We start from the raw sequence: 26,979 nt of genomic DNA, 5'->3' as shown, positions 1-26,979 counted from the left end.
ACGCTACTCAGACATGGGAATACGAAGATGGAAGCGACTACGTTCGAGGCCGTACCGCAGGCCGCCAGCTCAGTGGGCAGCTTGCACCGCAAGATCGATTGGCGCGGGGCGTTCTGGGTCGCCAGTGGCGTGCCCGCGCTGGTGCTGTTCTCTATCGGAGCGATTGCCGCCACCGTAGGCAAACCGGCCTGGATCGTCTGGATCGTGTCGATCCTGTTCGGGTTCATCCAGGCCTTCACCTATGCCGAAATCGCCGGGCTGTTCCCGCACAAATCCGGTGGTGCCTCGGTCTACGGTGCAGTCGCATGGGTGCGCTACAGCAAGCTGATCGCACCGGTCTCGGTGTGGTGCAACTGGCTGGCCTGGTCGCCGGTGCTGTCGATCGGTTCAGGGCTGGCAGCCGGTTACATCCTCACCGCGCTGTTTCCCGCCGATGCGCTGATCAACACCTGGCAACTGACCCTGCTTGACCTGGGCTGGATCAAGAGTGGCCTGTCGCTGCGGATCAACGCGACGTTCGCCATCGGCCTGTTGATTTTACTGACGGTGTTCGCCGTGCAGCATGGCGGTATCTTGCGCTCGGCACGCCTGACCCTGGTGCTTGGCGTGACCTCGCTGATTCCTCTGTTGCTGGTGGGTGTGGTGCCGTTGTTCACCGGGGATTCAGCCCAAGCCAACTTCCTGCCCCTGTACCCGCTGGCCCATGATGCGGCCGGGCAAGTGATCGACGGGCCTTGGGATATTTCCGGGTGGTCATTGATGGCCGGAGGCCTGTTCATGGCCGCGTGGTCCACTTACGGCTTCGAAACCGCAGTGTGCTATACCCGGGAATTCAAGGACCCCAAGCGTGACACCTTCAAGGCCATTTTTTACGCCGGCCTGCTGTGCATTCTGGTGTTCACCCTGGTGCCCCTGGCGTTTCAAGGCAGTCTGGGACTCGGGCAACTGGTGACCCCGGCGGTGCTCGATGCCAGCGGCGCGGTGGTTACACCGGCGGTCTACAGCGGACTGTTGTCGCCGGCGATCTACAGCGGCATGGGCGTCGGCCAGGTCATGGCGGACAGCATCGGCGGCGGCAAACTGGTCGCCAACATCGTCCTGATCATGCTGGTCCTGGCCACCCTGCTGGCGATCATGACTTCGATGTCCGGCTCGTCGCGCACCTTATATCAAGCGTCGGTGGATGGCTGGCTGCCGAAGTACCTGGGCCGCACCAATGAACATGGCGCGCCCACCGCCGCGATGTGGACCGACCTGTCGTTCAACCTGCTGCTGTTGTTGATGTCCGACTATGTCTTCGTGCTCGCCGCGTCCAACGTCAGCTACATCATCTTCAACTTCCTCAACCTCAATGCCGGCTGGATCCATCGCCTGGACCGTCCCGACTGGATACGCCCGTACAAGGCCCCGACCGTGCTGTTGGTCGCGGGTGGCGTACTGAGTTTCGTCAACCTGGCATGTATGGGGCTGGGCGCCGATATCTGGGGCGCGGGAACCCTGATGACCGGCCTGCTGCTGGCGTTGTTGATTCTTCCGGTGTTCTGCTTCCGCCACTATGTGCAGGACAAGGGACGCTTCCCTGAGACGATGCTCAGCGACCTGTACATTCAGACCGATGCCGGTCAAAAACGCGCCGGCTGGTTGCCTTATGCCACGCTGATCGCGGGTGTGCTGGTGGTGTACGGTTGCCATCAACTGGTAGCCTGAGCGCCCTTGCCAGCAGGTCTCTGATGGATCATCGGGGCGCAACGACGCCTCGATGATCACTTCGCGCCCCTATCAATCAAACGACGGTGACTCTTTTGATCAGCACCACCCCTGCACTTGCCCGCGTTATCGACGGCAAAGCCATCTCTGCCCAGGTTCTCGACGAAGTTCGAGAAGAGGTTCTGCTCCTGGCCGGACAGCAGATTTACCCCGCCCTGGCCGTGCTGCTCGTTGGTGAAGACCCGGCCAGCGAGGTCTATGTGCGTAACAAACTGCTGCGGGCCAAGGACGTCGGAATCCGCTCCCTTGAATACCGTCTGCCGGAAACCGCCAGCCAGGTGCAAATACTGGAACTGATTGCGCAGCTCAATGCCGATGCCACGGTGAACGGCATCCTGGTGCAGTTGCCATTGCCGGTCCATGTCGACGAAGGCGCGGTGATCCATGCCATTGATCCGATCAAGGAGGTGGACGGTTTTCATCGCGAAAACGTCGGCGGCCTGGTGCAAGGCATCGACGTCCTGACACCCTGCACACCCAGTGGCTGCATGCGCCTGCTGCACGAAACCTGTGGTGATGTGAGCGGCTTGCACGCCGTGGTCGTCGGGCGTTCGAACATCGTCGGCAAACCCATGGCGACCTTGCTGCTGCAGGCTCACTGTTCGGTCAGTGTGGTGCACTCACGCAGCGTCGATGCCCCGGCGTTGTGTCGACTGGCCGATATCGTCGTCGCGGCAGTGGGCCGTCCTGGGCTGATCGATGCCAGTTGGCTCAAGCCTGGAGCGGTGGTGATCGATGTCGGAATCAATCGTGTTACTGACGAATCCGGCAGCCATCTGGTGGGCGATGTCGACTACGCCAGTGCGCGCACCGTCGCCCGTGCGATCACGCCGGTTCCGGGAGGTGTGGGGCCCATGACCATTGCGTATCTGCTGAAGAACACCCTGATCGCCAGTCAATTGCAGCGTGCGGCCCAGGCCCGTGAGCAGAAATCCGCCAGCCATCTGGCTGAGATTTGAGCACCACGAAAACGGCCCACTCGAAGGTGGGCCGTGTCGTTGAACAGTAACGATCAGTGGTTGTAGGCACGCTCATTGTGCTCGGCCAGGTCCAGTCCCATCTCCTCCACCGACTCATCGGCGCGCAAGCCGATCACCGCGTTGATGACCTTGAGAATGATCCAACTGATGGCGAAGCAGTACACCGTCGTCAGCAACACGCCCTTGATCTGCGCCACGACCTGAGCGCCCATGCTCACGCCTTCCACCAACCCGCCCAGGGACGGCACGCAGAACACGCCGGTCAACACCGCGCCAATCATTCCGCCGATACCGTGCAAGCCGAACACGTCAAGGCTGTCGTCATACCCGAAGCGGCGCTTCAGCACCGTGACGCTCAAGTAGCAGAACACCCCGCACAGCAGACCGATGGCCAACGCGCCGCCGACGCCCACATACGCACACGCCGGAGTAATGCCGACCAAACCGGCCAAGGCACCGCTGGCCAGGCCCAAAGCACTCGGCTTGCCGACCTTGAACCACTCGGTGAACATCCAGCCGAGAACCCCGGCGCAGGCACCCAGTTGCGTATTGAGCATGACAATGCCCGAAGTGCCATTGAGACCGCCACCGGAACCGATGTTGAAGCCGAACCAGCCCACCCAGAGCATCGCCGCGCCGGCCATGGTCAGGCTCAGGTTGTGGGCTGGCATCGGCGTGTTCTGATAGCCCTTGCGCTTGCCGAGAATCAGGCACGCCGCCAATGCAGCGACGCCGGCATTGATATGCACCGCAGTGCCACCGGCAAAATCGAGAACGCCCCAGTTATGCATCAAAGCGCCCGCACCACCCCAAACCATATGCGCCACTGGGGCATACACCAGGGTGAACCACAACGCCATGAACCACAGCGCTGCCGAGAACTTCATGCGCTCGGCGAATGCACCGGCAATCAGCGCCGGGGTGATGATCGCGAAGGTCATCTGGAAGGTCACGAACACGCCTTCCGGGATGTCGCCGACCAGGCTTTCCGGGGTCATGCCCGCCAGAAACGCCCGGTTCAAACCACCGACGAAACTGTTGAACGTCACCTGCCCCTCAATCATGCCGGTGCTGTCGACCACCATGCTGTAGCCATAGATCACCCACAGCACGCCGACCAGGCCGGCGATGCCGAAGCACTGGGTAAACAGCGAGAGCATGTTTTTCGCCCGCACCAGACCGCCGTAAAACAAGGCGAGACCCGGTAGACACATAAACAGCACCAGCACCGCGGCAGTAACCATCCAGGCAGTGCTGCCGGTGTTCAAGGTGGGGGCGTCGGCTGCCTGGGCCAATGGCGCAAATGCACCGACCGCCAATAAGCCAAGAAGGGATTTGCCGAGAAGACGATTGACCATGTTCAAAGCTCCTGCGAAGAAAGGTGGGTGTCGGGCAGCGAGCAATAAAGAATGAGATACGGGCCTTTTCGGCCTCTCGAATATAAATGCCATGAACAGGACTTGTGGGAGCGAGCCTGCTCGCGATAGCGGTGGGTCAACTTGCATCGGTTTTGGCTGTGCCACCTTCATCGCGAGCAAGCTCGCCCCCACAATTTTTCGGGGCGTTCACTTACATTGCGCACGCCACAAATCCCTTGTGGGAGCGAGCTTGAACTGGCCTAATGATTTTGGACACTTCAATCGGGCGCTATGATGGCGCCCAAATCTGAGGTGTTTTGGTTATGCGTAAATCTTACTCCAGTGAGTTCAAACTCAAAGCGGCCAGCATGGTGCTGGACGAGGGACAGTCGGTTCCCGAAGTCTGCGCCAGCCTGGATATTGGGCCCACGGCGCTTCGCCGCTGGGTCGATCAGGTTCGCAAGGAACGCTTGGGTTCGACCCCGGTGGGCGCCAAGGCGATTACCGCTGATCAGCGTGAAATTCAGCAGCTCAAAGCGTTGCTCAGGCAAAAAGACCTGGACATTGAAATCCTAAAAAAGGCCAGTGCTCTCCTGCTTTTGGACTCCAAAGATCATTCTCGTTGATCAATGAGCTGGACGAGCAGTACGGCGTTAACAATTGCTGTCGGGCGTTTGGAGTCAACCGCAGCAGCTTTTACGCCTGGCGTCAGCGCCAAGGCAAAGTGAAGCCCGAGCGGGAGAAACTTAAAGCCGTGCTGGTCGAGCATCACAAGGAGTCCAGAGCATCCGCGGGGTCTCGCACCCTTTCCAAGGAGCTGCAAGCAAAGGGACATCGTGTCGGGCGGCATATGGCTCGCAGCTTGATGCGCGAAGCCGGTGTTGCCAGTCGTCAGCGCCGGCGGCACAGGTACAAATCTTCCGGCGTGGAAGCGTTGGTGGCGCCGCACGTGCTCAAGCGCAAGTTTGATGTCACGGCGATCAACCAGGTGTGGTGTGGCGATGTGACGTACATCAAGGTCGGCAAGCGCTGGATGTATTTCGCGGCGGTGCTGGATCTGTTTGCTCGCCGGATCGTGGGCTGGTCGTTTTCAATGATTTCCGATGCCTCGCTGACCTGCGAAGCGTTGCGAATGGCGGTGCAATTGCGAGGTTGCCCAAAAGAGGTGCTGTTTCATTCCGATCAAGGCTGCCAATACACCAGCCACAAATTCAGGAATGAAATGCGCAAGCATGGACTCCTGCAAAGCATGAGTCGCAAAGGTGAGTGCTGGGACAACGCCCCGATGGAGCGTTTCTTTGGGAGCCTGAAGTCAGAGTGGGTGCCAGAAGATGGCTACAGCTCGGAGCATGAAGCCCGCGTGGATGTGCAGCGTTATGTGATGCGTTACAACAACGTCAGACTCCATAGCTACAACGACTACCGGTCGCCGGTAGCTATGGAGAAACTGGCAGCATGAAACCGTAACTGGTGTCCAAAATTAGTTGACCAGTTCAGCTTGCTCGCGATAGCGGTGGGTCAGCTTGCGTCGGTTTTGGCTGTGCCACCTTCATCGCGAGCAAGCTCGCTCCCACAATTTTTCGGGGCGTTCACTTACATTGCGCACGCCACAAATCCCTTGTGGGAGCGAGCTTGCTCGCGATAGCGGTGGGTCAGCTTGCGTCGGTTTTGACTGTGCCACCTTCATCGCGAGCAAGCTCGCCCCCACAATTTCGGGGCGTTCACTTACATTGCGCACGCCACAAATCCCTTGTGGGAGCGAGCTTGCTCGCGATAGCGGTGGGTCAGCTTGCGTCGGTTTTGACTGTGCCACCTTCATCGCGAGCAAGCTCGCTCCCACAATTTTTCGGGGCGTTCACTTACATTGCGCACGCCACAAATCCCTTGTGGGAGCGAGCTTGCTCGCGATAGCGGTGGGTCAGCTTGCGTCGGTTTTGACTGTGCCACCGTCATCGCGAGCAAGCTCGCCCCCACCGTTTTTTGTCAGTAACCGGTACCGGAACCCGGAACCCAGTTGGTCCCCGCCAGCGGCACCCGGGCCATGGCGGCCGACTCCACCGTCAGGGCTACCAAATCCTCGGGATCGAGGTTGTGCAGGTGCGATTTGCCGCAAGCCCGGGCCATCGTCTGCGCTTCCAGCACCAGGACGCGCAGGTAGTTGGCCAAGCGGCGGCCCCCCTCCACCGGATCCAGTCGCTTGGACAGTTCCGGATCCTGGGTGGTGATACCGGCCGGGTCGCGGCCGTTCTGCCAGTCATCGTAGAAACCGGCGGCCGAGCCGATTTTCTTCAGTTCCTCGTCCAGGCGTGGATGGTTATCGCCCAAGGCGATCAGCGCCGCGGTGCCGATTGCTACTGCATCCGCCCCCAGCGCCATCGCCTTGGCGACGTCGGCACCGTTGCGAATCCCTCCGGAAACGATCAACTGAACCTTGCGGTGCATGCCCATCTCCTGCAAAGCCTGTACCGCCTGAGGAATGGCCGACAGAATCGGAATCCCCACGTGTTCGATAAAGACTTCCTGTGTCGCCGCCGTCCCGCCTTGCATGCCATCGAGCACAATCACATCCGCCCCGGCCTTCACGGCCAACTTGACGTCGTAATACGGTCGGCTGGCGCCGATTTTCACGTAGATCGGTTTTTCCCAGTCAGTAATTTCCCGCAGTTCGGCAATCTTGATCGCCAGGTCATCCGGGCCGGTCCAGTCCGGGTGACGGCAGGCGCTACGCTGGTCGACACCGATCGGCAAGGTGCGCATGCCGGCCACACGCTCGGTGACCTTCATGCCCAGCAACATACCGCCGCCACCGGGTTTGGCGCCCTGCCCCAGGACGATTTCAATGGCGTCAGCCTTGCGCAGGTCGTCCGGGTTCATGCCGTAGCGCGACGGCAAGTACTGATAGACCAAATGCTGCGACTGGCCGCGCTCCTCCGGGGTCATGCCGCCGTCACCGGTGGTGGTGCTCGTGCCCGCGATGGTCGCGCCACGGCCGAGGGCTTCCTTGGCATTGGCCGACAACGCACCGAAGCTCATGCCGGCGATGGTCACCGGAATCTTCAGGTGGATCGGCTTCTTGGCAAAGCGGTTGCCGAGGATCACATCGGTGCCGCATTTCTCCCGATAGCCTTCCAGCGGGTAACGCGAAACGCTGGCACCGAGCAGCAGCAAATCATCGAAGTGCGGCAGTTTGCGCTTGGTACCGCCGCCGCGAATATCGTAGATGCCAGTCTCGGCGGCACGTTGGATTTCCTGAATGGTCAGGCGGTCGAAGGTCGCGGACTCACGCAACACTGGAGTGGCTGCTTTTTGGTTAATCGGGTCGCTCATATCTGTTCTCCTCGCGCGGATCAGTACGCGGACGCGTTATCGACTTTGAAGTTGTACAACTGACGGGCCGAACCGTAACGCTTGAAGTCAGCCGCCTTATGCTCGAAACCGGCGCGATTGAGCAGTCCTTGCAGCTCTTCCAGGTGCTCGGCACGCATCTCTTTCTCGATGCAATCCGAGCCGAGGGACTCGACGGTTCCTTTGACGTAAATGTGGGTTTCGTACAACGAATCGCCCAGCGCATCGCCGGCATCACCGCAGACCACCAGGCGACCAGCCTGGCCCATGAAACAGCTCATGTGGCCGATGCTGCCGCCAACGACGATGTCGATGCCTTTCATGGAAATACCGCAGCGTGCCCCGGCGTCGCCTTCAATCACCAGCAAACCACCATGTGCCGTGGCACCGGCCGCCTGGGAGGCGCTGCCTTTGACCCGGACGTAGCCGGACATCATGTTCTCGGCGCAACCGACACCAACGTTGCCGTGGACGGTGATCGAGGCCTTTTGATTCATGCCGGCGCAGTAGTAACCGGCGTGGCCCTGGATATCGATGGAGACGGCTTCGTTCACCCCGACCGCGAGGTTGTGCTTGCCGTTGGAATGAGTCACCAGCCACTCGTGATCGGTCACGTTATTGACCTGGTCATGCAGCGCCTGATTGAGGTCACGCACGGTGGCAGTGGAAAGATCGATAGTTTTCATATGTGCGCTCCTTAAGCTGACTCGCGTTCCCAGATGTACATCGTGGCCGGTGCCGGCTCCCAGACCCTGGCGTGTTCAATGCCCGGCAGGCTCGACAGTGCCTGATACTCGGAGGCCATGGCCACGTAGTCGTCGGTCTCGGCGAGGATCGCCGGCTTGCAAGCAATCGGGTCGCGGATCACGGCAAAACCGTTGCGGGTGCCGATGGCGAAGGTGAAAAAACCGTCCAGATCCACCAGCGAATGGTCCAGCGCTTCTTTCAATGAGTCGCCCTGCTGCAGGCGCCAGGTCAGGTAGCCAGCGGCCACTTCGGTGTCGTTGTCGGTCTCGAAGTGAATGCCTTCGCGCTTGAGTTCCTGACGCAGGCGGAAGTGGTTGGACAGCGAGCCGTTGTGCACCAGGCAGAGGTCGGCGCCGGTGGAAAACGGGTGGCTGCCCTCCATGGTCACCGCGCTTTCGGTGGCCATCCGCGTGTGACCGATGATGTGGCTGCCTTGCATGCCGGCCAGGCCGAAACGCTGGGAAATTTCCTCGGGCAAGCCCATGCCCTTGAGGATTTCGATGCTCTGGCCGGCACTCATGATGCGCACGCTCGGGGCCAGTTCGGTGAGGACAAGGCGCACCGGCGCCTCTGCGGCATGGATCTTGAGTACAGCGGCGCTGGCGTTCTGGAACCAGTCCAGCGAACAGCCAAGGCGCCCTTCCAATTCGCCCATCAAGGCTTTCCAGTCGAAGCCTTCGGTGGTCGCCTGCAAGGTCAGCTTGACCCAGCCATCCGCCACTTCATCGCCGTAAATGGCGAAGCCGGCACTGTCCGGGCCACGATCGGTCATAGCCTGCAACATCGGTTCGAAGAGCTTGCCGAGCTGGGATTCCAGCTGCGGATTTTTCAGGTAAAGACCTACGATTCCACACATATCAAGTCTCCTTCGGAGGCAGTGAACGCCCGACGCCGTGCCGGGTGCCCGAATGGTTGTCAAAGCACACAGTCAGAAAAATTCGGTGTAGCGCTGGATCTCCCAGTCGGAGACGTGGCGGCTGTATTCCACCCACTCCATACGCTTGAGCTTGATGAACTCGTCTACGATCTGCGGACCGAGCATCTCGGCGAACAGCGGGTCGGCTTCGAGCGCGTCGCAGGCTTCCTTGAGCGATTGCGGCAGGGTCTTGATGCCCCGCGCGGCGATCTGCTCCAGGCTCAGGCTGTAGAGGTTTTCATTGCAGACGTGGTCGATTTCCAGCTGACGGTCGATGCCGTCCAGGCCGGCGGCGATGATCGCGGCGCTGACCAGATAGGGATTGCACCCTGCGTCCGGCAGACGGAATTCGAGGCGGCCGTAAGGTACCCGCACCATGGCCGAACGGTTATTGGCGCCGAAAGCGATAAAGGCCGGCGCCCAGGTCGCGCCGGACAAGGAATTGCCCACCACCAGACGCTTGTAGGAGTTGACCGTCGGCGCGGCAAAGGCGCACAGCGCCGGACCATGGGCCAGCAGCCCAGCGGCGAAGTGATAGGCCAGCTTCGACAGGCCCATGCCGCTCGGATCGCTGGCGTCATGGAACAGGTTCTTGTTGTCGGCGCTGCTGATCGAGAGGTGAAAGTGCATGCCGTTGCCGGCGCGTTTCGGGTCGGGCTTGGGCATGAAGGAACAGATCATCCCCAGGTCATTGGCGATCTCACCGGCAGCCATGCGGAAGAAGGTGAAACGATCCGCCGAGGTCATGGCGTCGCTGTAGGTGTAGTTGATCTCGAACTGGCCGTTGGCGTCCTCGTGGTCGATTTGATAGACCTCGAAATCCACCGCCTGCAAGGCCTCGGTCAGGCGCTCGAGAAACACCCGGGAACGCGACAGGCCTTTATAGTCGTAGCAAGGCTTGTCCAGGTTGTCGCTGGGGTCGACCAGTTGCAGCTTGCCACTCTCATCGCGGCGCATCAGGTTGAACTCCGGTTCCAGACCGGTGTTGAGGGTCCAACCCTTTTCCGCCAGGCGTTGTACTTGTTGCCCCAGCACATAACGGCTGTCATACGGATGCGGCTTACCGTCGACGTGGCCAACGCACACCACCCGCCCGTAACCCGGCTGCCAGGGCACCGGGGTCAGGGTGGACAAGTCGCCGCGAGCCATGAAGTCAGGGCCGTGGGGTTCCATGCCCATGCCGCTGATCGCAAACCCGGCAAAACCTGCTCCCTCTTCAGCCACGGTCTTGAGCCCACAGATCGGCACCGACTTGGTCTTGGCCGCACCGTGAATATCCACAAATTGCGCAAGTACGTATTTGATCCCGTGCTTGTCGATGATGCGCTGGGTTTCTGCTGGCAACATTGCTCGTCACTCCTCGCGAAAGGCAAAACATCTTGAATGGGCCTTGACCGTCTTTTTATTCCTAAAAAGAAAGTTATTTTCCCAATAGGAATGCAAAGCCCTTGCCAGATTCGCGAGTGAACGCAGAAACGCCGTGACAGGCGCTTTTGTGCTGTATATATGGGAATATTCTTTTCCCTGTGAGAATACTGCCCACAGGCCAGGCGCCAAGCAGTGCCATTTGCACTTTCTCAGTGCGAAACTAATATTACTGAACGGAAAGTGTGCAGGACCTGATGACTATGTCGACCGAAACCGCCCCGCGCCTCAAGCTTGAGCAATACCTGGGATTGCAGATCAAGCGCCAGCGCCAGGCTCAGGATCTGAAATTATCTGACGTGGCCAAGATTGCCGATATCAGCCAGGGCATGCTGAGCAAGATCGAAAATGCCCAGGTGTCCACCAGCCTCGACACCTTGAGCCGTCTGTGCGACGTGCTCGGCCTGCCACTGTCGAAGCTGTTCAGCGAATACGACCAGCAAGACGGTAGTGCGTTGCTGGTCAAGGCTGATCAGGGAATGGAAGTGGTTCGACGAGGCACCGAGAAGGGTCATACCTATCATCTGCTCAATCACACTCGTGGGCCGAAGAAAAGTTTTGAGGCCTACATGGTCAGCATGGATGACGCGAGTGAAGAGTTTCCGACCTTCTCCCACCCCGGCACCGAATTCCTCCACTTGCTGGAAGGTGAGCTGATCTATCGCCACGGCAATCAGCTTTACCGAATGGAAGCTGGCGACAGCCTGACGTTCGAAGGCGAAATCCCCCACGGCCCCGAGCAACTGGTGCAGGTGCCGATCCGCCTGTTGTCGATCATGAATTACGGCAACGACAAAGAATAACGCCCCCCTTCCCTTGCTTTGCCCTGTCTTGAGGCCGACCCAGCGTTGGCCTCACGAATTTTCCTGCCAGTTAAAAAACTTTCTTGAAAGCTCTGGACGCGGCGCGACCATTCCCCTATAAAGCCACAACCAGGAATAATTTATTCCCAACAAGAAAATACGCTCATGGATGAGCCTGCTGTCCGTCGATGATTTTTTTCGCTATGCGATGAGCTGCCGCCATCATCCCGAGGACGTGTCATGCAACACGAAAAAAACCATTTCATCATCAAGATCACCTGTCCCGCGGTGTCCGGCATCGTCGCTGCCGTCACCACCTACCTGGCGGACAACGGTTGCTACATCGGGGAGATGGCGCAATTCGATGACGATTTCAGCGGCCGTTTTTTCATGCGTGCGGTGTTCCGCTTCAACGACAGCCATCAGGGCGACATTCAACAGATCAAGGACGGCTTCGCCGACGTCGCCCAAGCATTCGACATGACCTGGGAATTGCACGACACCCGCGAGCCGATGCGTGTGCTGCTGATGGTCAGCAAATTCGACCACTGCTTGACCGACCTGCTCTATCGCTACCACAAGGGCGAGATGGACATGACCATCACCGCCATCGTCTCCAACCACCTCGACCTGCGGCCCATGGCTGAACGCGAAGGCATTCGTTTCATCTACTTGCCGGTGACCAAGGAAACCAAGGCTCGACAGGAAACCGAGCTGATGAAGATCGTCGACGACACCGGCACCGAACTGGTGGTATTGGCGCGCTACATGCAAATCCTCTCTGATGACCTGTGCAAGCAACTCTCCGGGCGGGCGATCAACATTCACCATTCGTTCTTACCCGGTTTCAAAGGCGCCAAGCCTTATCACCAAGCCTACCAGCGTGGCGTGAAACTGATCGGCGCCACCGCTCATTACGTCACCAGCGACCTCGATGAGGGACCGATCATCGAGCAGGAAGTGCAACGTGTTGATCACGTCTACTTGCCCGACGACCTGGTCGCCACCGGCCGCGACACCGAAACCGTGGCCCTGTCCAAGGCGGTCAAGTATCACCTGGAGCACCGGGTTTTCCTCAACCAGGACAGAACGGTGATCTTCCGGTGAACACGCACAAACTGATCGACGGAAAAGCCACTGCCGCCCGCGTCCTGGTGCAGGTTCGCGAGGACGTGGAGCGCCTGCGCGAGCAAGACATTCAGCCGGCCTTGGCGGTAATTCTCGTGGGCAGCGACCCTGCCAGCCAGGTCTATGTGCGAAACAAGATCCTGCGCGCCGAAGAAGTGGGTATCCGCTCGCTGGAACATCGGCTGTCCACGGACACCAGCACTGAACAGTTGCTCATTCTGATCGCCCGATTGAATGCCAATCGCTCGATCCACGGCATTCTGCTGCAACTGCCGCTGCCTCCGCATATCGACGAATTACGCGCACTGGAGGCTATCGCTCCGGACAAGGATGTGGACGGGTTCCACAGTCAGAACGTCGGCGGTCTCAGCCAGGGTCGCACGGTACTCGCGCCCTGCACCCCCAGTGGTTGTTTGTATTTGCTGGAACAAACCTGTGGCGATCTACGCGGCAAGCACGCGGTGGTGATCGGCCGCTCGAACATCGTCGGCAAACCCATGGCCGCGTTGTTGCTGCAGGCCGACTGCTCGGTGACCGTCCTGCATTCGCGCAGCCCGGATCCGCAGGCCCTGTGCCGCCAGGCAGACATCGTCATCGCCGCCGTGGGTCGCCCACGGTTGATCGACGCCAGTTGGCTCAAACCTGGCGCAGTGGTGATCGACGTCGGCATCAACCGCATCGAAGACGATGGCCGCAGTCGCCTGGTGGGCGACGTCGACTTCGACAGCGCCCTGCCCCAGGTCGCGGCGATCACCCCGGTACCGGGTGGTGTCGGGCCGATGACCATCGCCTTTCTGATGAAGAACACCGTGACCGCAGCCCTTGCGCAACACCAGGCTCAACGCAGCCAATCGGAGGCCCTATGCCATTCAATCTATTGAAATACGGGCTGAGTTCGGAGTATCCGGTGGAAGTGGATTTGCCGCCACCGAAGGAACTCAAATCGAGCTATGACGTAGTGATCATCGGTGCCGGCGGCCATGGCCTGGCCACCGCTTACTACCTGGCCAAGTACCACGGCATCACTAATGTCGCGGTGTTGGAGAAGTCCTACCTGGGCGGCGGCAATACCGCGCGCAACACGGCGGTGATCCGCTCCAACTACCTGACCAGCGAAGGCGTGCGTTTTTATGCCGAGTCGGTGCGGATGTTCCAGGGGCTTTCGAACGAGTTCGACTTCAACATCATGTATTCCGAGCGCGGCCAACTGACCCTGGCCCACACCGATGCCACGGTGCGTTCGTTCCGCCAGCGAGCCGAGGTCAACAAACACTTTGGCGGCCGCACCGAGATGATCGACCGCCAGCAGATCCGCGAACTGGTGCCCAGCCTCAACCTCGATCCCGGCCACTTGCCGGTGATTGCGGGTCTGTGGCACATCGACGGCGCCACAGCACGCCACGACGCCGTGGCCTGGGGTTACGCCAAGCAGGCGGCCAAGCGCGGTGTGGAAATCCATCAGCTCACCGAAGTCCAGGATCTGATTATCGAGAACGGCGCCATCACCGCGGTCAAGACCAACCGCGGCACCATCAAGTGCGGTTGCGCGGTGCAGGCGATTGCCGGGCACAGTTCGTTGCTGATGGCCAAGGCCGGGATCCGTTCGCCGATCCAGACCTTCCCGCTACAAGCGATGGTCACCCAGCCGTTCAAGCCGTTTCTCGATCCGCTGGTGAGCTCCTCCGCACTGCACTGCTATGTGCAGCAGACCAGCCGTGGTGAGGTGGTATTCGGCGGTGGCTCCGATCCCTATCCACTGTTCAACACCCGTTCGACCCTGGACCTCAAGGAAAGCCTGCTCGCCCATGCGATCGAGATGTTCCCGTTCCTGGCCAACGCCAAGCTGATGCGCCAATGGGCCGGGATCACCGACATGACCCCGGATTACAGTCCGATCATGGGCTTGTCGCCGGTGAAGAATTACTACCTCGACGCCGGCTGGGGTACCTGGGGCTTCAAGGCCACGCCGATCTGCGGCAAGACCATGGCCGAGTTGGTGGCCAGCGGCGGCAAGGTGCCGGAGCTGATCAAACCCTTCGGCCTCGAACGTTTCTCGACCTTCCAGCAAGTCAACGAAATGGGCGCCACGGCGGCCAGCCACTGACGGAGAGCAGACGATGAAAATCATGATTTGCCCGCTCAACGGGCCGCGCAATATCAGCGAGTTCACCTATGGCGGTGAATTCAAGCCGATGCCTGATCCCATCAGTTGCAGCGATGCGGAATGGGCCGACTACGTATTCAACACCGACAACCTCGCCGGCGTGGTGCGCGAATGGTGGATGCACACGCCGTCCAGCTACTGGTTTCTGGCGGAGCGTCACACCGTCACCGATGAAATCCTGCGGACCTTCGACCCCAAAGAGCTCTTCAGCACCCGTGTCGAATTTAACGCTGCCGCCAAGGAGATCGCAGGATGAATCGCCTCCCCGCCCCCATGGGCTTGCTGATCGACCGTGATCAGCCGCTGGATTTCAGCTTCGACGGCCAGCGCTACCAAGGTTTGCAAGGCGACAGCATCGCCAGTGCCTTGCTGGCCAACGGGCGTTTCCTGATCTCCCGTTCGTTCAAATACCATCGCCCGCGTGGCCCGCTGACCATGGCCGGCCAGGACGCCAACAGCCTGGTGCAGTTGCCCGAAGAACCCAACGTGCTGGCCGATGCACATGTGTTGTCCGCTGGGTTGCAGGTGACGGCGCAGAACGTCAACGGCTCGCTGGATAACGACAAGGACGCCTACCTCGGCAAGTTCTCGAAATTCATGCCGGTGGGTTTCTACTACCGCTCGTTCTACAAACCCAAGGGCATGTGGAAAGTCTGGGAACCGATCATTCGCAAGAAGGCCGGCCTCGGTGTACTCGACCTGAAGTTCCAGCCTGAGTATTACGACAAGGCCTACTTGTTTACCGACGTCGCGGTAATCGGCGCAGGCCCCGCCGGGCTCCATGCGGCGCTGACGGCAGCCAACGCGGGGGCCAAGGTGTTGCTCATCGAGCAACAATCGGTTCTCGGCGGTTCGCTAACCTATGCCCGCTTCGATATCGAAGGCAACAAGGCTGAAAACCTACGCCGCGAACTGCTCGCGGCGGTCGAGCAACACGCCAATATCCAGATCCTGACCGAAGCCACTTGCAACGCCTGGTTCACCGACAACTACCTGCCGGTGATTCAGGGCAAACGCCTGTACAAGGTCCGCGCCCGCCAGTGCCTGGTGTGCAGCGGGGCCTTCGATCAGCCGGTGATCTTTCGCAACAACGACCTGCCAGGCGTGATGCTGACCAGCGCCGCGCAACGACTGATGAAACTGTATGCGGTCAAACCCGGTAAACGCGCCGTGGTGCTGACAGGCAACGATGACGGTTACCTCGCCGCGCTGGATCTGCATGACCAGGACGTGGAGGTCGTCGCCGTGGTGGACCTGCGCCAGGGTCCTTCGGACGAATCCTTGCTGCGCGCACTGGCGCAACGCAAGATCTACCACCAGAGCAATAGCACCGTCTATGAAGCCCTGCACGAGAAAGGCATGCGCCATATCAACGGCGTCGACGTGCGCCAGATCACCGCACAAGGCCAGGTCGCCGAGATCGGGCAACACCTGAAGTGCGATTTACTGTGCATGTCCGCCGGTTACATGCCGGTCTATCAACTGCTGTGCCAGGCCGGCGGCAAGCTTGCCTACGACGATCAGCGTGCCGAGTTCACGCTCAGCGGCCTACCAAAGAATCTGAATGTCGCCGGCTCGGTCAACGGCCGTCACCACCTCGATAACGTGATTGCCGATGGTGTGAATGCCGCTGCCGAAGCTGCCCTCGCGCTGGGGCTGACCGTCGGCACGCAACGCGCGCCATTGAGCGGTGAGGCTCGGGTCAACTTTAATTGGCCAATCTTCCCGCACCCCAAAGGCAAGGACTTCGTCGACTTCGACGAGGATCTGCAAGTAGCCGATATCGTCAACGCCACCCGGATCGGCTATCGCGACGTGCAACTGGTCAAGCGCTACTCCACCGTCGGCATGGGCCCGTCCCAGGGTCGTCACTCGGCGCTGCCGACCGCGCGGTTGGTCGCCTGGGCCACCCAGCGCAACATCAGCGAAACCGGCGTCACCACAGCGCGACCGCCGTTTGTGGCTGAAAAACTTGCGCATGTGGCCGGTCGCGCGTTCGACCCGTACCGGCAAACGCCGATGCATGCCCGACACCTGCAAGCCGGGGCGAAGATGATGCCCGCCGGCATCTGGCAACGCCCGGCCTACTACGGCAACGCCAAGGATCGCGAACGCTGCATGCAAGCCGAAGCCTTGCACGTGCGCAACAAGGTCGGCCTCATCGACGTCTCGACCCTCGGCGGCCTGGACGTGCGCGGCCCGGACGCCGCCGAGCTGCTTAACCGGATGTACACCTTTGCCTTCCTCAAACAGCCGGTCGGCCGTTCTCGCTATGCGCTGATGACCAATGAGCATGGTGTGGTGATCGACGACGGTGTCTGTGCGAGGTTTGCCGAGAACCATTTCTACGTCACCGCCACCACCAGCGGCGTCGACCGGATCTATCAGCAGATGCTCAAGTGGAATGCACAATGGCGCCTGGACGTGGACGTCGCCAACGTCACCGCAGCCATCTGCGCGGTCAACGTCGCCGGGCCAGACTCGCGCAAAGTGCTTGAGAAAGTCTGCAGTGATCTCGATCTGAGCGCCGAAGCCTTCCCCTATCTGGGCGTCCGTCAAGGCACCGTGGCCGGCATCAAGGCACGGCTGTTGCGAGTCGGTTTTGTCGGCGAGCTGGGTTATGAAATCCACGTCCCGGCACGTCATGGACTCAAGCTTTGGGATGCGCTGATTGAGGCCGGCAAAGCACATGACATCCGCCCCTTCGGCGTTGAAACCCAACGCCTGCTGCGCCTGGAAAAAGGCCACGTGATCATCAGTCAGGACACCGATGGAATGACTCACCCGGCGGAAATCGACATGGGTTGGGCGGTCAGTCGCACCAAGCCGTTCTTCGTCGGCCGCCGCTCGGTGGACATCCTCGAAGCCCAGCCGCTGAAACGCAAACTGGTGGGCTTCAGCCTGCCCAAAGGCAGCCTGCAACCGCTGGAGGGCCATCTGGTGCTTAACGGCCCGGACATCAGTGGCAACGTCACCTCCTGCGAGTATTCCGCTTCCCTGGGCACGATCATCGGCCTGGCTTACGCCGGCATCGACCAGAGTGCGCCGGGCCAACAGATTCCGATCCGCGTCGAGGGCGGGATCGTGGTTCAGGCCACAGTCGTGCAATTACCCTTCTTCGATCCTGAAAACCAACGGCAGGAGCTTTAAGTCATGTCCAGTCTGAATCCACAAGAGATGATCAGACCACGGCCGGTTGCCCACACGCAAACCTGCACGCTGGTGGATCTGACCGACCTGCCCCGGGTCGGTTTTCGCGGAACACAAACCGCCGATTACCTGAAGGCACGCGGCTTCGTACTGCCGGACGCGCCCAATCGGGCCACCGTCCAGACTGACGGTAGTCAGGTGGCACGCCTGTCGCAAACCGAATACCTGCTGCTGGGGAGCCCCGACGATCAAGGCGAACGGATCGCCGATGAAGAAGCACGCTGGGAACTCGACCACCGAGCCAACTACCTGCTGCCACGTCAGGACAGCCATGCCTGCTTCTTGCTGAGCGGTAGCTCCGTTGCTCAGGTCATGGCCAAGCTGTGCGGCGTCGACCTGAGCCGGCAAGCCTTCAGCCCGGGTGCGGTGGCGCAAACGTCGGCGGCGCGGATCAACGTGATCATCATCTACTCTGGAATCGTTGACACCCCTGCGTTCCACATTCTCTGCGACCGAGCATCACGGGCCTACTTCCATTGCGCCATGCTCGATGCCCTGGAGCAATTCGGGGGGCTCAACCAGACTGAACGCAACATCGGCTTGTACCTTGAAGCCGGGCTCCCACACCGTGATAGGGGAGCCCGCGCCACATACCACCCCGCTGACCGAGTCGCCTTTACCGCAACCGCCTCTGCAAGAACTCAATGAAGCGTTGTGTCTTCGCGGGCAGCAGACGTGTTTCAGTGATGGCATAGGCGCTCATCGGTACTCCATGCCATTGGGGCATGATGGGACAAAGTCGGCCCAATATGGCAGCCGCCAGTTTCGCCAACGGCTCTGGCGTTACCGCATGCGCCAAAGCATGAGCCGTCGTGGAAACTGCTAGGATAATGCGCCGATGGAGCGTGTGTTTCGCAGCTTGAAAACTGAATGGATACCGACCGTGGGCTACATGACAGCTCAAGAAGCGAATCACGACGTACAACTGGATTAGACCGCATCAGTTCAATAATGGGCTGGCCCCGGCTCAGGCCGAGAAAAAACTTAACGTCGTGTCCGAGTTTAGTTGACCACTACAGATCCCCGCCAGGGCAAAACCGCAATAAAATTGAGACAAGCATGACAATTTATACACCGCATCCACTGATACAAACCGTCACAACCCATCATGCCTTAGATCAGCGCCCCGCCTGACACTCATCCCAAACACCACGCATCAGTTCCTTCAGCATCAGCGCCTCGCCCCAGCGATCCGTTATATCGCGCCCATCCCTCCCCGTGATCGCATAGGGTGGCGGGCCAAGCTCGCAGGTGAAGGACAGGCTCGCGGGTGTGTTCGGTCGCGCCAGCCAATCCTTGATTCCGTAACGCCACCAGCCCAGAAACCGGTCCAACCAGGGGCGATGCTGGGCGAAGGTCAAGGGCACCTGGACCTGCTCACTATTAGCGACCCGCCCGTGAAAACCCCAACTGTGTCGTAGGATGGTGTGAATCTGTTCGTCGTCTTCGGCAGTGGCCGACTCAGGCAATTCGCGGCCCACGACGTAATGGGACAAGTCAGCCAACAACTTGAGGTCGGGCATCTGCGCGAGCAAGTCGAGGGTGAACAACAGGTCACTGGTGAGACGATAGCGGTGGGTTTCCAGCAGGATCGGAAAGTCCACCTGCTCGGCCAGACGCTGCCAGCCTTCGACCAGAGTGATCGCTTGTGCCAGCGTGCGCGGCCGGACATCGGCTTGCAGCGTGAGGTGGTGGCAGCCGTAACGGGAGGCAACCTCAAGTGCTTGCGCCAAGTCATTCACGGTGCGGGGAAACAGTTGACCTTCGATTTGCAGGCCTTGCGCCTTGGCAGCGGCATGCAGGCGCTCGGCCTGTGGCGCGATCCAGAAATGGTCGGTGATCCCATCGAAGCCAGCAGCGGCAATCTTCTCCACCTGCGCCTCCAGGGAAAGATCGCATTGACCACGGTGATCTTGCATGGCCCACAGGGACTGAAATACCAGGAACTCACGCATGTCAGGGCCTCAGTAGATGTTTGAGAGGCACATCGGCATCGGCCAACGCGTCCACAGAGAGTGGGGTCAGGTTGGCAATCAGCCGTTCACACAACTTGATGTCCTTGGCAACGCTGTTGCCCTGCCCCCAGCCGCAGGCGCCTTGCAAACGTTGCTCGGTGTCCAGGTAGAACAGCAGCAGACCACCGCCTGCCAAGGTGCGAACGGCCGAAGGTGGCGCCGGTGAGATCACGCCCACCGTCTGTAAACCCCAGTCGTACTGATCAGACCAGAAGCCGGGAACACCCTCGAACGACAGCTCGCCGCCCAACAGATTCAATGCCGCGTGACGGCCCTGGGTCTCGGCATTGCGCCAGGTCTCCTGGCGCTGGAATAACGCGTCGGCGTGCAGGCGAAACTCACACACATCGCCGGCAGCAAAGATGTCCGGCGCGCTGGTGCGCAACTGGGCATCGACTCGAATTCCCTGGCCCACCTCAAGCCCCGCCGCCGCGGCCAATTCGATGTTGGGTTGCATGCCGATACCGACTACCACCCAGTCACAGGGCAACACCTGGCCGTCCACCAGTTGCACCGCCTCAGCGCGTTCGATGCCTTGTACCCTTTCAAGCGCTACGTTCAGCCGCACGTCCACGCCCTGTTGCCGATGCAACTCCAACAAGACCTGGGATACGGCTTCAGGCAAGACTCGCCCGGCCAGTCGTGGCCCGGCTTCCAGCAACGTCACCTGACAGCCTAAGGTTCGGGCCGTTGCCGCGACTTCGAGGCCGATAAAGCCACCGCCGATGATCACCAGGCGCGTGCCGGGCATCAATGCGCTGCGCAGGGCCAGGGCTTCGTCATGGGTACGCAGGTAAAGCACGTTGGCCAGAGGTTCAGGCACCAGGGACAAGCGACGCGCTCTACCCCCGGTTGCCAACAGTAATCGGCTGTAGGGCAACCAACGTCCGTCGGTCAATTGCAGGCGGTGGTGCTGCGGATCCAGGCTTTTTACCGGGTTGCCCGCCAGGTGTTCGATGTTCAGTTCAGTAAGCCGGCTACCCCTCCACAGGCTGCAATCGTCCAGGTCCATCGTGCCCTGCAGCAAGCCCTTGGACAGCGGAGGACGCTCGTACGGCAAATGGAGTTCATCGCCGATCAGGATCAGCCGACCGGTATAACCCTGCTCGCGCAAGGTCAGCGCCGCGCGGCCACCGGCATGGCCGGCGCCGACGATAATCAGTGGAGCATTCATGGCGTGCACTCCTGGCGGTCAAACCGAAATGGCGAGCAGAACCCGCCCCGCGTCGACCCGTACCGGATAGGTCTTGAGGTTGACGCACACTGGCGCCCCCAAGGCTTTGCCAGTGCGATAGTCAAAGCGCCCGTTGTGCTTGGGGCACTCGATGACATGGTCCATCACCAGGCCGTCAGCCAGGTGGATCGACTCGTGAGTACACAGGCCAGCAGTGGCAAAAAACTCGTTGTCAGCAGAGCGGTAGATGGCATAGGTATGTGGACCGTGGTCGAAGCGAATGACGTCTTCTTCATTTATTTCGCCCACGGCGCATACATCGATCCATTGATCGTTCATGGCGTTTTCTCTTGTTCGGGATACAGCCGGAAGGTGTCAGCCCAGGGTGGCTTCAGCCTGTGGATGAGCGTCGGTGGCAGGCCTTGGGCTACCGACGGGGCGGCGCACGAAATACGTCGGGTCCTTGCGCTGCTTCAAGAGGGTCGGAATGATTTCCTTGAAGGCCTCACCTATGTTGGCGTAAGGCGGCGGGCAGTCGTGGCGGATCTCTTCATGGAGTTGCGCCAGGGCGTGGTACGGCACCATCGGATACATGTGGTGCTCAAGGTGATAATTCATGTTCATGTACAGAAAGCGCAGTACCCGGTTCATATAGATGGTGCGGCAGTTGCTACGGTGGTCCAGCACATCTTCCGCCAGGCCTACATGTTGGGTGAGGCCAAACAGGTAGGACAACCAGCCGCCATACAGGATGGGCAGGCCGATATACATCAGCGGCAACCAGCTGTGCAGGTAAAGTGCCGCGCCAAAGACAACGGCATAAATCACGAGCCAGATACGGGCCGCCAGGAACACCTTGGGCCACTCGGACTCAGGGATGAACGTCTGTTCCTCGGCATCCATTTTGCCAACCGCGTGCCGGCACACGCCCCCCATCGTCTTCAGCAGCAACGGGATCTGGAACAGGCTCAGCAGCATCATGAACAAGCTCGGTGGACGCGGTTCGACGATTTCCGGATCACGGCCGACGACGATGGTGTCGGTATGGTGCCGGGCATGGCTCCAGCGCCACACGTGGGGCTCGAACATGCACATGAAGCTCGCCACCTGGTAGAGCGCATCATTCATCCAGCGAGTCTTGAAAGCCGTGCCGTGGCCGCTTTCATGCCAGCGCGGGTTGGAGGCGGTGGCGTACAGAACGCCATACGCAAGAAAAAACGGCACACAAGCCCAAGTGCCCCAGAACCAGTAGCCGCCGAAGCCGGTGATCAGCAGGGCCAGCAGCCAGATGGCGGTGTCGAGCAAGGCCGGGCCGTCGCGGCGCTGCATCAGTTGCTTCATACGTTGACGGGAGATGGGCGACTGGTACCAACTGGCCGATACGAGGCCTTTTTCAGCCGCGCGGGCAGCTTCAGGGCCGGTCAGGCGATAGTCCCGAGTAGAGGCTGTGTTGTCTTGAGACATTGTTATTGTTCTCCGCAAGCGTGAGATGTCAGGTGCTTTGCGTAAGAAAATATAGAGAGCGTGGAAGGCCCTCTCAAGGTCTTGAATACATTCCCTATCAAGCTATCATCCAGCTCCTGCAGGGCTTGATAGTTTTCTATCAAGACGCTTTGAAGGTTCATCATGAATAACAATAAACGCCCCACCATCGCCACGGTCGCCAAACACGCAGGCTTAAGTGTCGCCACCGTCGACCGCGTGCTCAACGCTCGCGCCCCGGTTAATCCAGCCACTGCCGAACAGGTGCTTCAGGCCGCAGAAGCCGTGGGCTATTTTGCCGCACGGCTGATCGGCCAACGTATTCTCGAACGTCGCCCCACGTACCGTTTCGGCATCCTGCTGCTGGGCACCGCCCAGGCGTTCTACGCCAACCTGGCCCAAGCCATCACCGAGGCCGCGCAACGCCAGGTCGGGGCCAACCTGACCTGCCAATTCGAATACGTTTTTGATCGCACCCCCAGCGCCATCATCGCCCAGATCGAACAGTTGGCGGTGCAGTGCGACGGCCTGGCGGTGGTCAGCTTCGCCCACCCGCAGATCAACGCCGCCCTTGCCCAGATTCGCGAGGCCGGCGTGCCCGTGGTGGCACTGCTGTCGGGCATTCATGAGGCGGCGACCGAGCCCTATGTCGGCCAAGACAATCACGTCGTCGGGCGCACGATGGGGTGGCTGCTGGCCCGCACCTGTGGCGCGCGCAAAGGCAGCATCGGCATTCTGCTCGGAGGTCATCGCTTTCTTGGCCACCAGGCGCGGGTCGAAGGCTTGCACAGTTACTTGGCCGAACACGCACCTGGGCTGCGCCCGCTGGAGCCGCTGATCAATCTGGACAACTGCGACATCACCGAAGAAGCAACCCTCGACCTGCTGGTTCGGCATGACGATTTGCGCGGGCTATGCGTGGTAGGCGGCGGTGGCGACGGGATTATCAACGCGTTGGCGCAACTGCCCAAGCGCCCGACGCTGTGCTGCATTTTGCAGGAGTCCACCGAGCTGTCACGCCAAGCCCTGGCCCAGGGTTTGGTCGACGTGGTGATCGACTCTCAGCCGCGCCAGACTGCAACGGCGCTGGTGGATCTACTGGTGGAATTGCAGACTGCGGAGCAGTTCGATCCTGTGCGTCACCGGGTGCATATTCCGCTGCAGATTGTGACATCGGAGAATACCCAAACCTGATGGGCTGGCGGCACAATCTGTTCAGCCCTTGATGGCGCGGTTAACCGTCACTTACTACGGCTTCAGCTGACTTCTGCGCATTCAACCCCGTCCCCCCCTCAACGCTCGGTAGCACAGTGGAACACGGGTAGATCTCCCAGGGTAATCCGCGCGACCTTGCTGCTTATGCATGTCGGATCTAGGCCACAGCGTTCCGTGCAACGCGCCATGCCTGGCGCACCCAAAATTGGCCGGACGGTTACGCTGATGGCATCAATAGACAAGATCATCAGTAGATGATGCCTGCCTATAGCCGCAGCTCAGTTATCCCACTAGGGATACTGGGTCAGCGCGAATTGAACGCGGAGGTGTAGCGCGAAAGCGCCCAGTGCGAAGACGTCGAGCCTTGAGCCGGCGTGTGCTTGGGCTTTCGAGGCGCATCAGCAGCAGGGTAAGTGCGGAAACAATACAGTCGATCGTCACACAATCGCTGACATTGAGAATCACAGGCACAAAAAAAAGCCACTCATCTGAGTGGCTTTTTTCTGAATCTTGGAGCGGGAAACGAGACTCGCACCTGGTGTCCGACCCATTGAAATCTAAGGGGTTTCTTTTCTTGCCGGAGCAGGAAAAGACTTGATTCTGGACTTGTTTTTGGGTTGCATCAAGGGCCGTGAACGAACGATCATCATGCCAGCGGTGAGAGGATCACAGGGAACTAACGCCAGCTTGGACTTGAATTTATGTCCTAGGCACCGGAAACGTGAAGTGCCTAAGGCAGCCGTTTCGACGCAATCTCATGTCGCAGCACTGCGTTGGCAAGCGTCATCAATCCGCACAGATCGAACGAATAACCTCACCATCAGGAGTCGGGTAAGGTTTCATCGTACGTTTCCATGTCCGACTCACCGCGTGAATGATTTACTGGTCCTGCTAACGAAGCCATTCAGGATCTTCGAGACTGCCTGCAGCTCATGCTCCAGCCCAGCCTGCTTGCCCACAAACTGGCGAGTGAACCGTTCCACATGCTCCGGCATTAGCGAGTACGTTGCGGGGACGGTTGACGCAAACAGTTTGAATGCAGTCGTTGCGTCCAAACCAATAGCGCCCGTACGCGGAGTGAACTTGGTCGCATACTTCTCGACCACTCGACCGAAACTGCGATTCGAACTAGCGATTACCGGAGCCAGCATTACCCATGCATCGGGCATCATCGTGAGTGATTTTTTGTTGATGACGTGATCTGCATCGAGCGTGGTATCCAGTGCTTCAAGTAGCCTAATGTAACGCCGTGCCTTCTCTTCGGTTGAAGAAGCGGCCCTGCACCGTCGGGACAAAATCTTGAGTTCTTTGACTTGCGCGGCCCGCTGGGCAGACGTCATCCGCTTGCGAATCACCCCACTTTCTAAAGACTCCGCGACCCGCTCGTAAACCTCTGAAGCTCGCTTTTGCACAGATCGCAGATCTCTATCATCCCGGAGTTTGTTCAGCCAGAAAATAATCGCCTCCCTGTACCTGAGAGAAGTGGCTAGAACCCAAATAAAAGAAGCACCTACCAGGGCCGGCGTCCCATCCAATTCGCCATGGGTGATGATCGCGTGGTCAGTCGGTAAGCCAATAGTCTCCACGCCCTGATTGTTTGCCTCGGCCCAGAGTAAAAGCTCTTGCTTGGAGCTAAATGCAACTGGAAGCCTTTGGAAAGAGTCGAGAATTTCAACGGCATTTTTTACTGACATCTGGAAGTTGAGATAACAGTAGTTATGGTGATCCCATCGAGCCTGTCTGCCTGTGGCGACCAGTTCTATAAATTCAACTAGGCTCTGCTTAATCGTAGGTGTCATCGTGTCTTATCATTTGGTTTTGGTAATGATGCTCTGAAGCGCCGCCATCAGCGTGGTACCCGACGTATCTTGCACGGGAAAAAGCTGGTCCACGGCATAGCTAACGCTAGGAAACTTTCCGTAACTGACGGCCGTCTCGCCGGTCATATCGCTAAATAACACGTTACCACTGGGGTAAGTCGTCGGCTCCACCATGTAGAGCCCCCAATTGGCACTCAGTGTCACCTCGTCGTTGAACTCATAGAGACAGAAGCCCATCAGGTAGCTACCGGTATTGGTGGCAAGATAGCTCACAATGGTCTGTACGATGTCCAGGGTAACCGTGGTGAACTGTGCTTGCTGTCCGCTGGCTCCATTGTCCGACCGCGTTACCCCTATTTCACTGAGCAGCAGGGGAACACTGAATTGCTGACCGGGCCAGTTCAGGCTGTTGGTCGTCGCGTTGCTGGCCCAGCTGTCGTATTGCCCCAACGTCGTGGTCAAGCCCTCTCCGACTTGATAGATATTGACGCTGTTGAAGTACCAGAGGTTGTTATAACCGATGATATCGCCGATGCCGGCCCAAGTGGCTGAGAAAGTCGCGCCATCGCCGCCCGTGGTGCCCTCCGGCAGATTAGTGTTGGTCGTCACTCCATTGAGGAAAGCCTGAAACCAGTAGCTCAACGGCGGATTACCCGACGATGGATTGCCCTGGTCTGCGTTCGAGATGGGGCTGGTCAGTAACACGTAGCGATATTTCGCGGTACTGATCTGCAGTTGCAGGTTAACGATCCACCAAATCACCCTGGCCAGGCGTGATCCCGGAGCAACCGCCCCACTGCTTCCCTGACCGACAAACGTATTGATATCGATCTCGTTGCCAACGGAGAAACTATGGACGGCCGGATGGATATTGCCGCTGACCACCACGCTACTGACAAATTGCTTCAGTGCGCTCTGTATGTCGGACGGCGCGCTGTCGAAGCTGTACGAGGCGTCAGGGTCGTTACCGTTCCACGCATAAGTGTCGTCAGACAGGAAATAATTGGATATGGGCACCACAACCTTGACGCCATTTTGATGCGCATAGTCCAGAAAGTTGATATGCGCGGTGCCATACGTTCCGTTCCAACCGCGTGTTGCGCCCCAATCATAGAGGCGAACCAGGTTAAAGCCGAAGCTGCCGATCACTCCAATATCGTTTCGGTAGGCGTTGCCGCTTGTGTCCTGCCCGGTATTCCATAGCGCCTGGAAGCTGTCGTTAAAGAAGTCAGAATCAGAGAACTGCGCTTGTGCCCCAGAGTTGGAGTAGGGTGGAGACCAGGTCGTCCACGTCGGGCTGTATACCACTCCAAATACGGTGTCCGAAGTTGCCATTTTCGATCCTTCCTTTCATGGGTGATCCGCATGTTGCGTCATCTGATCATCAAGCAGTCGAGGGCCCTGAAAGGCCCTTCATTTACTGCCTGACG

At 59.5% G+C, this 26,979-nt stretch carries 22 protein-coding genes and 3 pseudogenes; 13 read left to right on the top strand and 12 right to left on the bottom strand.

The genetic code is table 11. The features are described 5' to 3' along the window. The first annotated feature begins 27 nt into the window (after positions 1-27). Both ACZ5M5_RS11860 and ACZ5M5_RS11855 read left to right on the top strand, forming a co-directional pair. The gene (locus ACZ5M5_RS11860; RefSeq protein WP_464739067.1) at positions 28-1,707 is read left to right on the top strand and encodes an APC family permease; all 1,680 of its coding nucleotides are present in this window, start codon (positions 28-30) and stop codon (positions 1,705-1,707) included. Between the two features lie 95 nt (positions 1,708-1,802). Continuing rightward, the gene (locus ACZ5M5_RS11855) at positions 1,803-2,726 is read left to right on the top strand and encodes a bifunctional 5,10-methylenetetrahydrofolate dehydrogenase/5,10-methenyltetrahydrofolate cyclohydrolase (RefSeq protein ID WP_464739066.1); all 924 of its coding nucleotides are present in this window, start codon (positions 1,803-1,805) and stop codon (positions 2,724-2,726) included. Between the two features lie 53 nt (positions 2,727-2,779). On the opposite strand, the gene ACZ5M5_RS11850 is transcribed toward ACZ5M5_RS11855, so the two are convergent. Beyond that, on the bottom strand, positions 2,780-4,105 hold the full coding sequence (locus ACZ5M5_RS11850) for an ammonium transporter (protein ID WP_464739065.1): 1,326 nt from the start codon (positions 4,103-4,105) through the stop codon (positions 2,780-2,782). Between the two features lie 368 nt (positions 4,106-4,473). Here ACZ5M5_RS11850 and ACZ5M5_RS11845 point away from each other — a divergent pair, with 368 nt between their 5' ends. Together ACZ5M5_RS11845 and ACZ5M5_RS11840 are read left to right on the top strand one after the other, a co-directional pair. Beyond that, a complete protein-coding gene (locus ACZ5M5_RS11845) occupies positions 4,474-4,731 on the top strand; it encodes a transposase (RefSeq protein WP_237140769.1) in 258 nt (85 codons plus the stop codon). Next, complete coding sequence (locus ACZ5M5_RS11840; RefSeq protein ID WP_464737817.1) at positions 4,728-5,564, top strand: IS3 family transposase; 837 nt, start codon at positions 4,728-4,730, stop codon at positions 5,562-5,564. Before ACZ5M5_RS11845 ends, ACZ5M5_RS11840 begins: the two co-directional genes overlap by 4 nt. Before the next feature lie 524 nt (positions 5,565-6,088). Here the strand turns inward: ACZ5M5_RS11840 and ACZ5M5_RS11835 are convergent. The 4 genes from ACZ5M5_RS11835 to glnT form a co-directional block, all read right to left on the bottom strand. Next, on the bottom strand, positions 6,089-7,432 hold the full coding sequence (locus tag ACZ5M5_RS11835) for an FMN-binding glutamate synthase family protein (protein ID WP_060742973.1): 1,344 nt from the start codon (positions 7,430-7,432) through the stop codon (positions 6,089-6,091). A gap of 20 nt (positions 7,433-7,452) precedes the next feature. Continuing rightward, positions 7,453-8,136 (bottom strand): GltB/FmdC/FwdC-like GXGXG domain-containing protein, encoded by a 684-nt coding sequence (locus ACZ5M5_RS11830; protein WP_060742974.1) that lies wholly within the window; start codon positions 8,134-8,136, stop codon positions 7,453-7,455. Between the two features lie 11 nt (positions 8,137-8,147). Next, entirely contained in the window at positions 8,148-9,053 is a 906-nt protein-coding gene (locus ACZ5M5_RS11825) for a class II glutamine amidotransferase (protein WP_060742975.1), read from the bottom strand. 72 nt (positions 9,054-9,125) lie between these two features. Further along, complete coding sequence (gene glnT, locus ACZ5M5_RS11820; protein WP_060742976.1) at positions 9,126-10,460, bottom strand: type III glutamate--ammonia ligase; 1,335 nt, start codon at positions 10,458-10,460, stop codon at positions 9,126-9,128. 281 nt (positions 10,461-10,741) lie between these two features. Here glnT and ACZ5M5_RS11815 point away from each other — a divergent pair, with 281 nt between their 5' ends. The 7 genes and pseudogenes from ACZ5M5_RS11815 to ACZ5M5_RS11785 all read left to right on the top strand — a co-directional run. After that, positions 10,742-11,341: a helix-turn-helix domain-containing protein gene (locus ACZ5M5_RS11815; RefSeq protein ID WP_003200568.1), complete on the top strand. Its 600-nt coding sequence runs from the start codon at positions 10,742-10,744 to the stop codon at positions 11,339-11,341. A 240-nt stretch (positions 11,342-11,581) separates the two neighbouring features. Further along, positions 11,582-12,448 (top strand): formyltetrahydrofolate deformylase, encoded by an 867-nt coding sequence (purU, locus tag ACZ5M5_RS11810; RefSeq protein WP_060742977.1) that lies wholly within the window; start codon positions 11,582-11,584, stop codon positions 12,446-12,448. Beyond that, a complete protein-coding gene (gene folD / locus ACZ5M5_RS11805; RefSeq protein ID WP_464739064.1) occupies positions 12,445-13,350 on the top strand; it encodes a bifunctional methylenetetrahydrofolate dehydrogenase/methenyltetrahydrofolate cyclohydrolase FolD in 906 nt (301 codons plus the stop codon). Before purU ends, folD begins: the two co-directional genes overlap by 4 nt. Beyond that, positions 13,332-14,573: an FAD-dependent oxidoreductase gene (locus ACZ5M5_RS11800; RefSeq protein WP_464739063.1), complete on the top strand. Its 1,242-nt coding sequence runs from the start codon at positions 13,332-13,334 to the stop codon at positions 14,571-14,573. Before folD ends, ACZ5M5_RS11800 begins: the two co-directional genes overlap by 19 nt. Positions 14,574-14,586: 13 nt before the next feature. Further along, positions 14,587-14,889, top strand: coding sequence for a sarcosine oxidase subunit delta (locus ACZ5M5_RS11795; protein WP_060742980.1), 303 nt, complete (start codon positions 14,587-14,589; stop codon positions 14,887-14,889). Beyond that, the gene (locus ACZ5M5_RS11790; protein ID WP_464739062.1) at positions 14,886-17,783 is read left to right on the top strand and encodes a 2Fe-2S iron-sulfur cluster-binding protein; all 2,898 of its coding nucleotides are present in this window, start codon (positions 14,886-14,888) and stop codon (positions 17,781-17,783) included. Before ACZ5M5_RS11795 ends, ACZ5M5_RS11790 begins: the two co-directional genes overlap by 4 nt. A 3-nt stretch (positions 17,784-17,786) precedes the next feature. Then, positions 17,787-18,356, top strand: a pseudogene (locus ACZ5M5_RS11785) (sarcosine oxidase subunit gamma); the annotation flags it as partial. Between the two features lie 103 nt (positions 18,357-18,459). Here ACZ5M5_RS11785 and ACZ5M5_RS11780 read toward each other — a convergent pair. Beyond that, positions 18,460-18,588, bottom strand: a pseudogene (locus ACZ5M5_RS11780) (LysR family transcriptional regulator); the annotation flags it as partial. Between ACZ5M5_RS11780 and ACZ5M5_RS11775 the strand changes: the two are divergent. After that, positions 18,580-18,853 (top strand): annotated as a pseudogene (locus ACZ5M5_RS11775) (integrase core domain-containing protein); the annotation flags it as partial. The pseudogenes ACZ5M5_RS11780 and ACZ5M5_RS11775 sit on opposite strands and share 9 nt — an antisense overlap. Positions 18,854-18,961: 108 nt before the next feature. Here the strand turns inward: ACZ5M5_RS11775 and ACZ5M5_RS11770 are convergent. The 4 genes from ACZ5M5_RS11770 to ACZ5M5_RS11755 are packed head-to-tail and all read right to left on the bottom strand — an operon-like array spanning position 18,962 to position 22,496. Further along, complete coding sequence (locus ACZ5M5_RS11770) at positions 18,962-19,798, bottom strand: sugar phosphate isomerase/epimerase family protein (RefSeq protein WP_464739061.1); 837 nt, start codon at positions 19,796-19,798, stop codon at positions 18,962-18,964. A gap of 1 nt (position 19,799) precedes the next feature. Further along, complete coding sequence (locus tag ACZ5M5_RS11765) at positions 19,800-21,041, bottom strand: NAD(P)/FAD-dependent oxidoreductase (protein WP_464739060.1); 1,242 nt, start codon at positions 21,039-21,041, stop codon at positions 19,800-19,802. Positions 21,042-21,050: 9 nt separating this feature from the next. Continuing rightward, a complete protein-coding gene (locus ACZ5M5_RS11760; protein WP_060742985.1) occupies positions 21,051-21,371 on the bottom strand; it encodes a MocE family 2Fe-2S type ferredoxin in 321 nt (106 codons plus the stop codon). A 36-nt stretch (positions 21,372-21,407) separates the two neighbouring features. After that, positions 21,408-22,496, bottom strand: a complete 1,089-nt coding sequence (locus ACZ5M5_RS11755) for a fatty acid desaturase family protein (RefSeq protein WP_464739059.1) — start codon at positions 22,494-22,496, stop codon at positions 21,408-21,410. Between the two features lie 162 nt (positions 22,497-22,658). Between ACZ5M5_RS11755 and ACZ5M5_RS11750 the strand changes: the two genes are divergently transcribed. After that, positions 22,659-23,708: a LacI family DNA-binding transcriptional regulator gene (locus tag ACZ5M5_RS11750; RefSeq protein ID WP_103307850.1), complete on the top strand. Its 1,050-nt coding sequence runs from the start codon at positions 22,659-22,661 to the stop codon at positions 23,706-23,708. An 884-nt stretch (positions 23,709-24,592) separates the two neighbouring features. On the opposite strand, the gene ACZ5M5_RS11745 is transcribed toward ACZ5M5_RS11750, so the two are convergent. Beyond that, on the bottom strand, positions 24,593-25,528 hold the full coding sequence (locus ACZ5M5_RS11745) for a hypothetical protein (RefSeq protein ID WP_231662152.1): 936 nt from the start codon (positions 25,526-25,528) through the stop codon (positions 24,593-24,595). A gap of 9 nt (positions 25,529-25,537) precedes the next feature. Further along, positions 25,538-26,884 carry a hypothetical protein gene (locus tag ACZ5M5_RS11740; protein WP_231662151.1) on the bottom strand — a complete coding sequence of 449 codons (1,347 nt, stop codon included), beginning with the start codon at positions 26,882-26,884 and terminating at the stop codon, positions 25,538-25,540. Positions 26,885-26,979: the final 95 nt, after the last annotated feature.

This window comes from Pseudomonas sp. Van50 (genome assembly GCF_055390755.1).
The sequence above is the reverse complement of the archived record's forward strand: the minus strand, read 5'-3'. Positions and strand labels throughout refer to the sequence as shown.

Coding starts and splice junctions, on each gene's coding strand:
- ACZ5M5_RS11800 (WP_464739063.1), top strand. CDS start 13,332: ATGCCATTCAATCTATTGAAATACGGGCTGAGTTCGGAGTATCCGGTG.
- ACZ5M5_RS11815 (WP_003200568.1), top strand. CDS start 10,742: ATGTCGACCGAAACCGCCCCGCGCCTCAAGCTTGAGCAATACCTGGGA.
- ACZ5M5_RS11860 (WP_464739067.1), top strand. CDS start 28: ATGGAAGCGACTACGTTCGAGGCCGTACCGCAGGCCGCCAGCTCAGTG.
- ACZ5M5_RS11770 (WP_464739061.1), bottom strand. CDS start 19,798: ATGCGTGAGTTCCTGGTATTTCAGTCCCTGTGGGCCATGCAAGATCAC.
- ACZ5M5_RS11745 (WP_231662152.1), bottom strand. CDS start 25,528: ATGACACCTACGATTAAGCAGAGCCTAGTTGAATTTATAGAACTGGTC.
- ACZ5M5_RS11790 (WP_464739062.1), top strand. CDS start 14,886: ATGAATCGCCTCCCCGCCCCCATGGGCTTGCTGATCGACCGTGATCAG.
- ACZ5M5_RS11845 (WP_237140769.1), top strand. CDS start 4,474: ATGGTGCTGGACGAGGGACAGTCGGTTCCCGAAGTCTGCGCCAGCCTG.
- ACZ5M5_RS11850 (WP_464739065.1), bottom strand. CDS start 4,105: ATGGTCAATCGTCTTCTCGGCAAATCCCTTCTTGGCTTATTGGCGGTC.
- ACZ5M5_RS11740 (WP_231662151.1), bottom strand. CDS start 26,884: ATGGCAACTTCGGACACCGTATTTGGAGTGGTATACAGCCCGACGTGG.
- ACZ5M5_RS11830 (WP_060742974.1), bottom strand. CDS start 8,136: ATGAAAACTATCGATCTTTCCACTGCCACCGTGCGTGACCTCAATCAG.
- ACZ5M5_RS11750 (WP_103307850.1), top strand. CDS start 22,659: ATGAATAACAATAAACGCCCCACCATCGCCACGGTCGCCAAACACGCA.
- ACZ5M5_RS11835 (WP_060742973.1), bottom strand. CDS start 7,432: ATGAGCGACCCGATTAACCAAAAAGCAGCCACTCCAGTGTTGCGTGAG.
- glnT (WP_060742976.1), bottom strand. CDS start 10,460: ATGTTGCCAGCAGAAACCCAGCGCATCATCGACAAGCACGGGATCAAA.
- ACZ5M5_RS11825 (WP_060742975.1), bottom strand. CDS start 9,053: ATGTGTGGAATCGTAGGTCTTTACCTGAAAAATCCGCAGCTGGAATCC.
- ACZ5M5_RS11760 (WP_060742985.1), bottom strand. CDS start 21,371: ATGAACGATCAATGGATCGATGTATGCGCCGTGGGCGAAATAAATGAA.
- ACZ5M5_RS11755 (WP_464739059.1), bottom strand. CDS start 22,496: ATGTCTCAAGACAACACAGCCTCTACTCGGGACTATCGCCTGACCGGC.
- purU (WP_060742977.1), top strand. CDS start 11,582: ATGCAACACGAAAAAAACCATTTCATCATCAAGATCACCTGTCCCGCG.
- ACZ5M5_RS11795 (WP_060742980.1), top strand. CDS start 14,587: ATGAAAATCATGATTTGCCCGCTCAACGGGCCGCGCAATATCAGCGAG.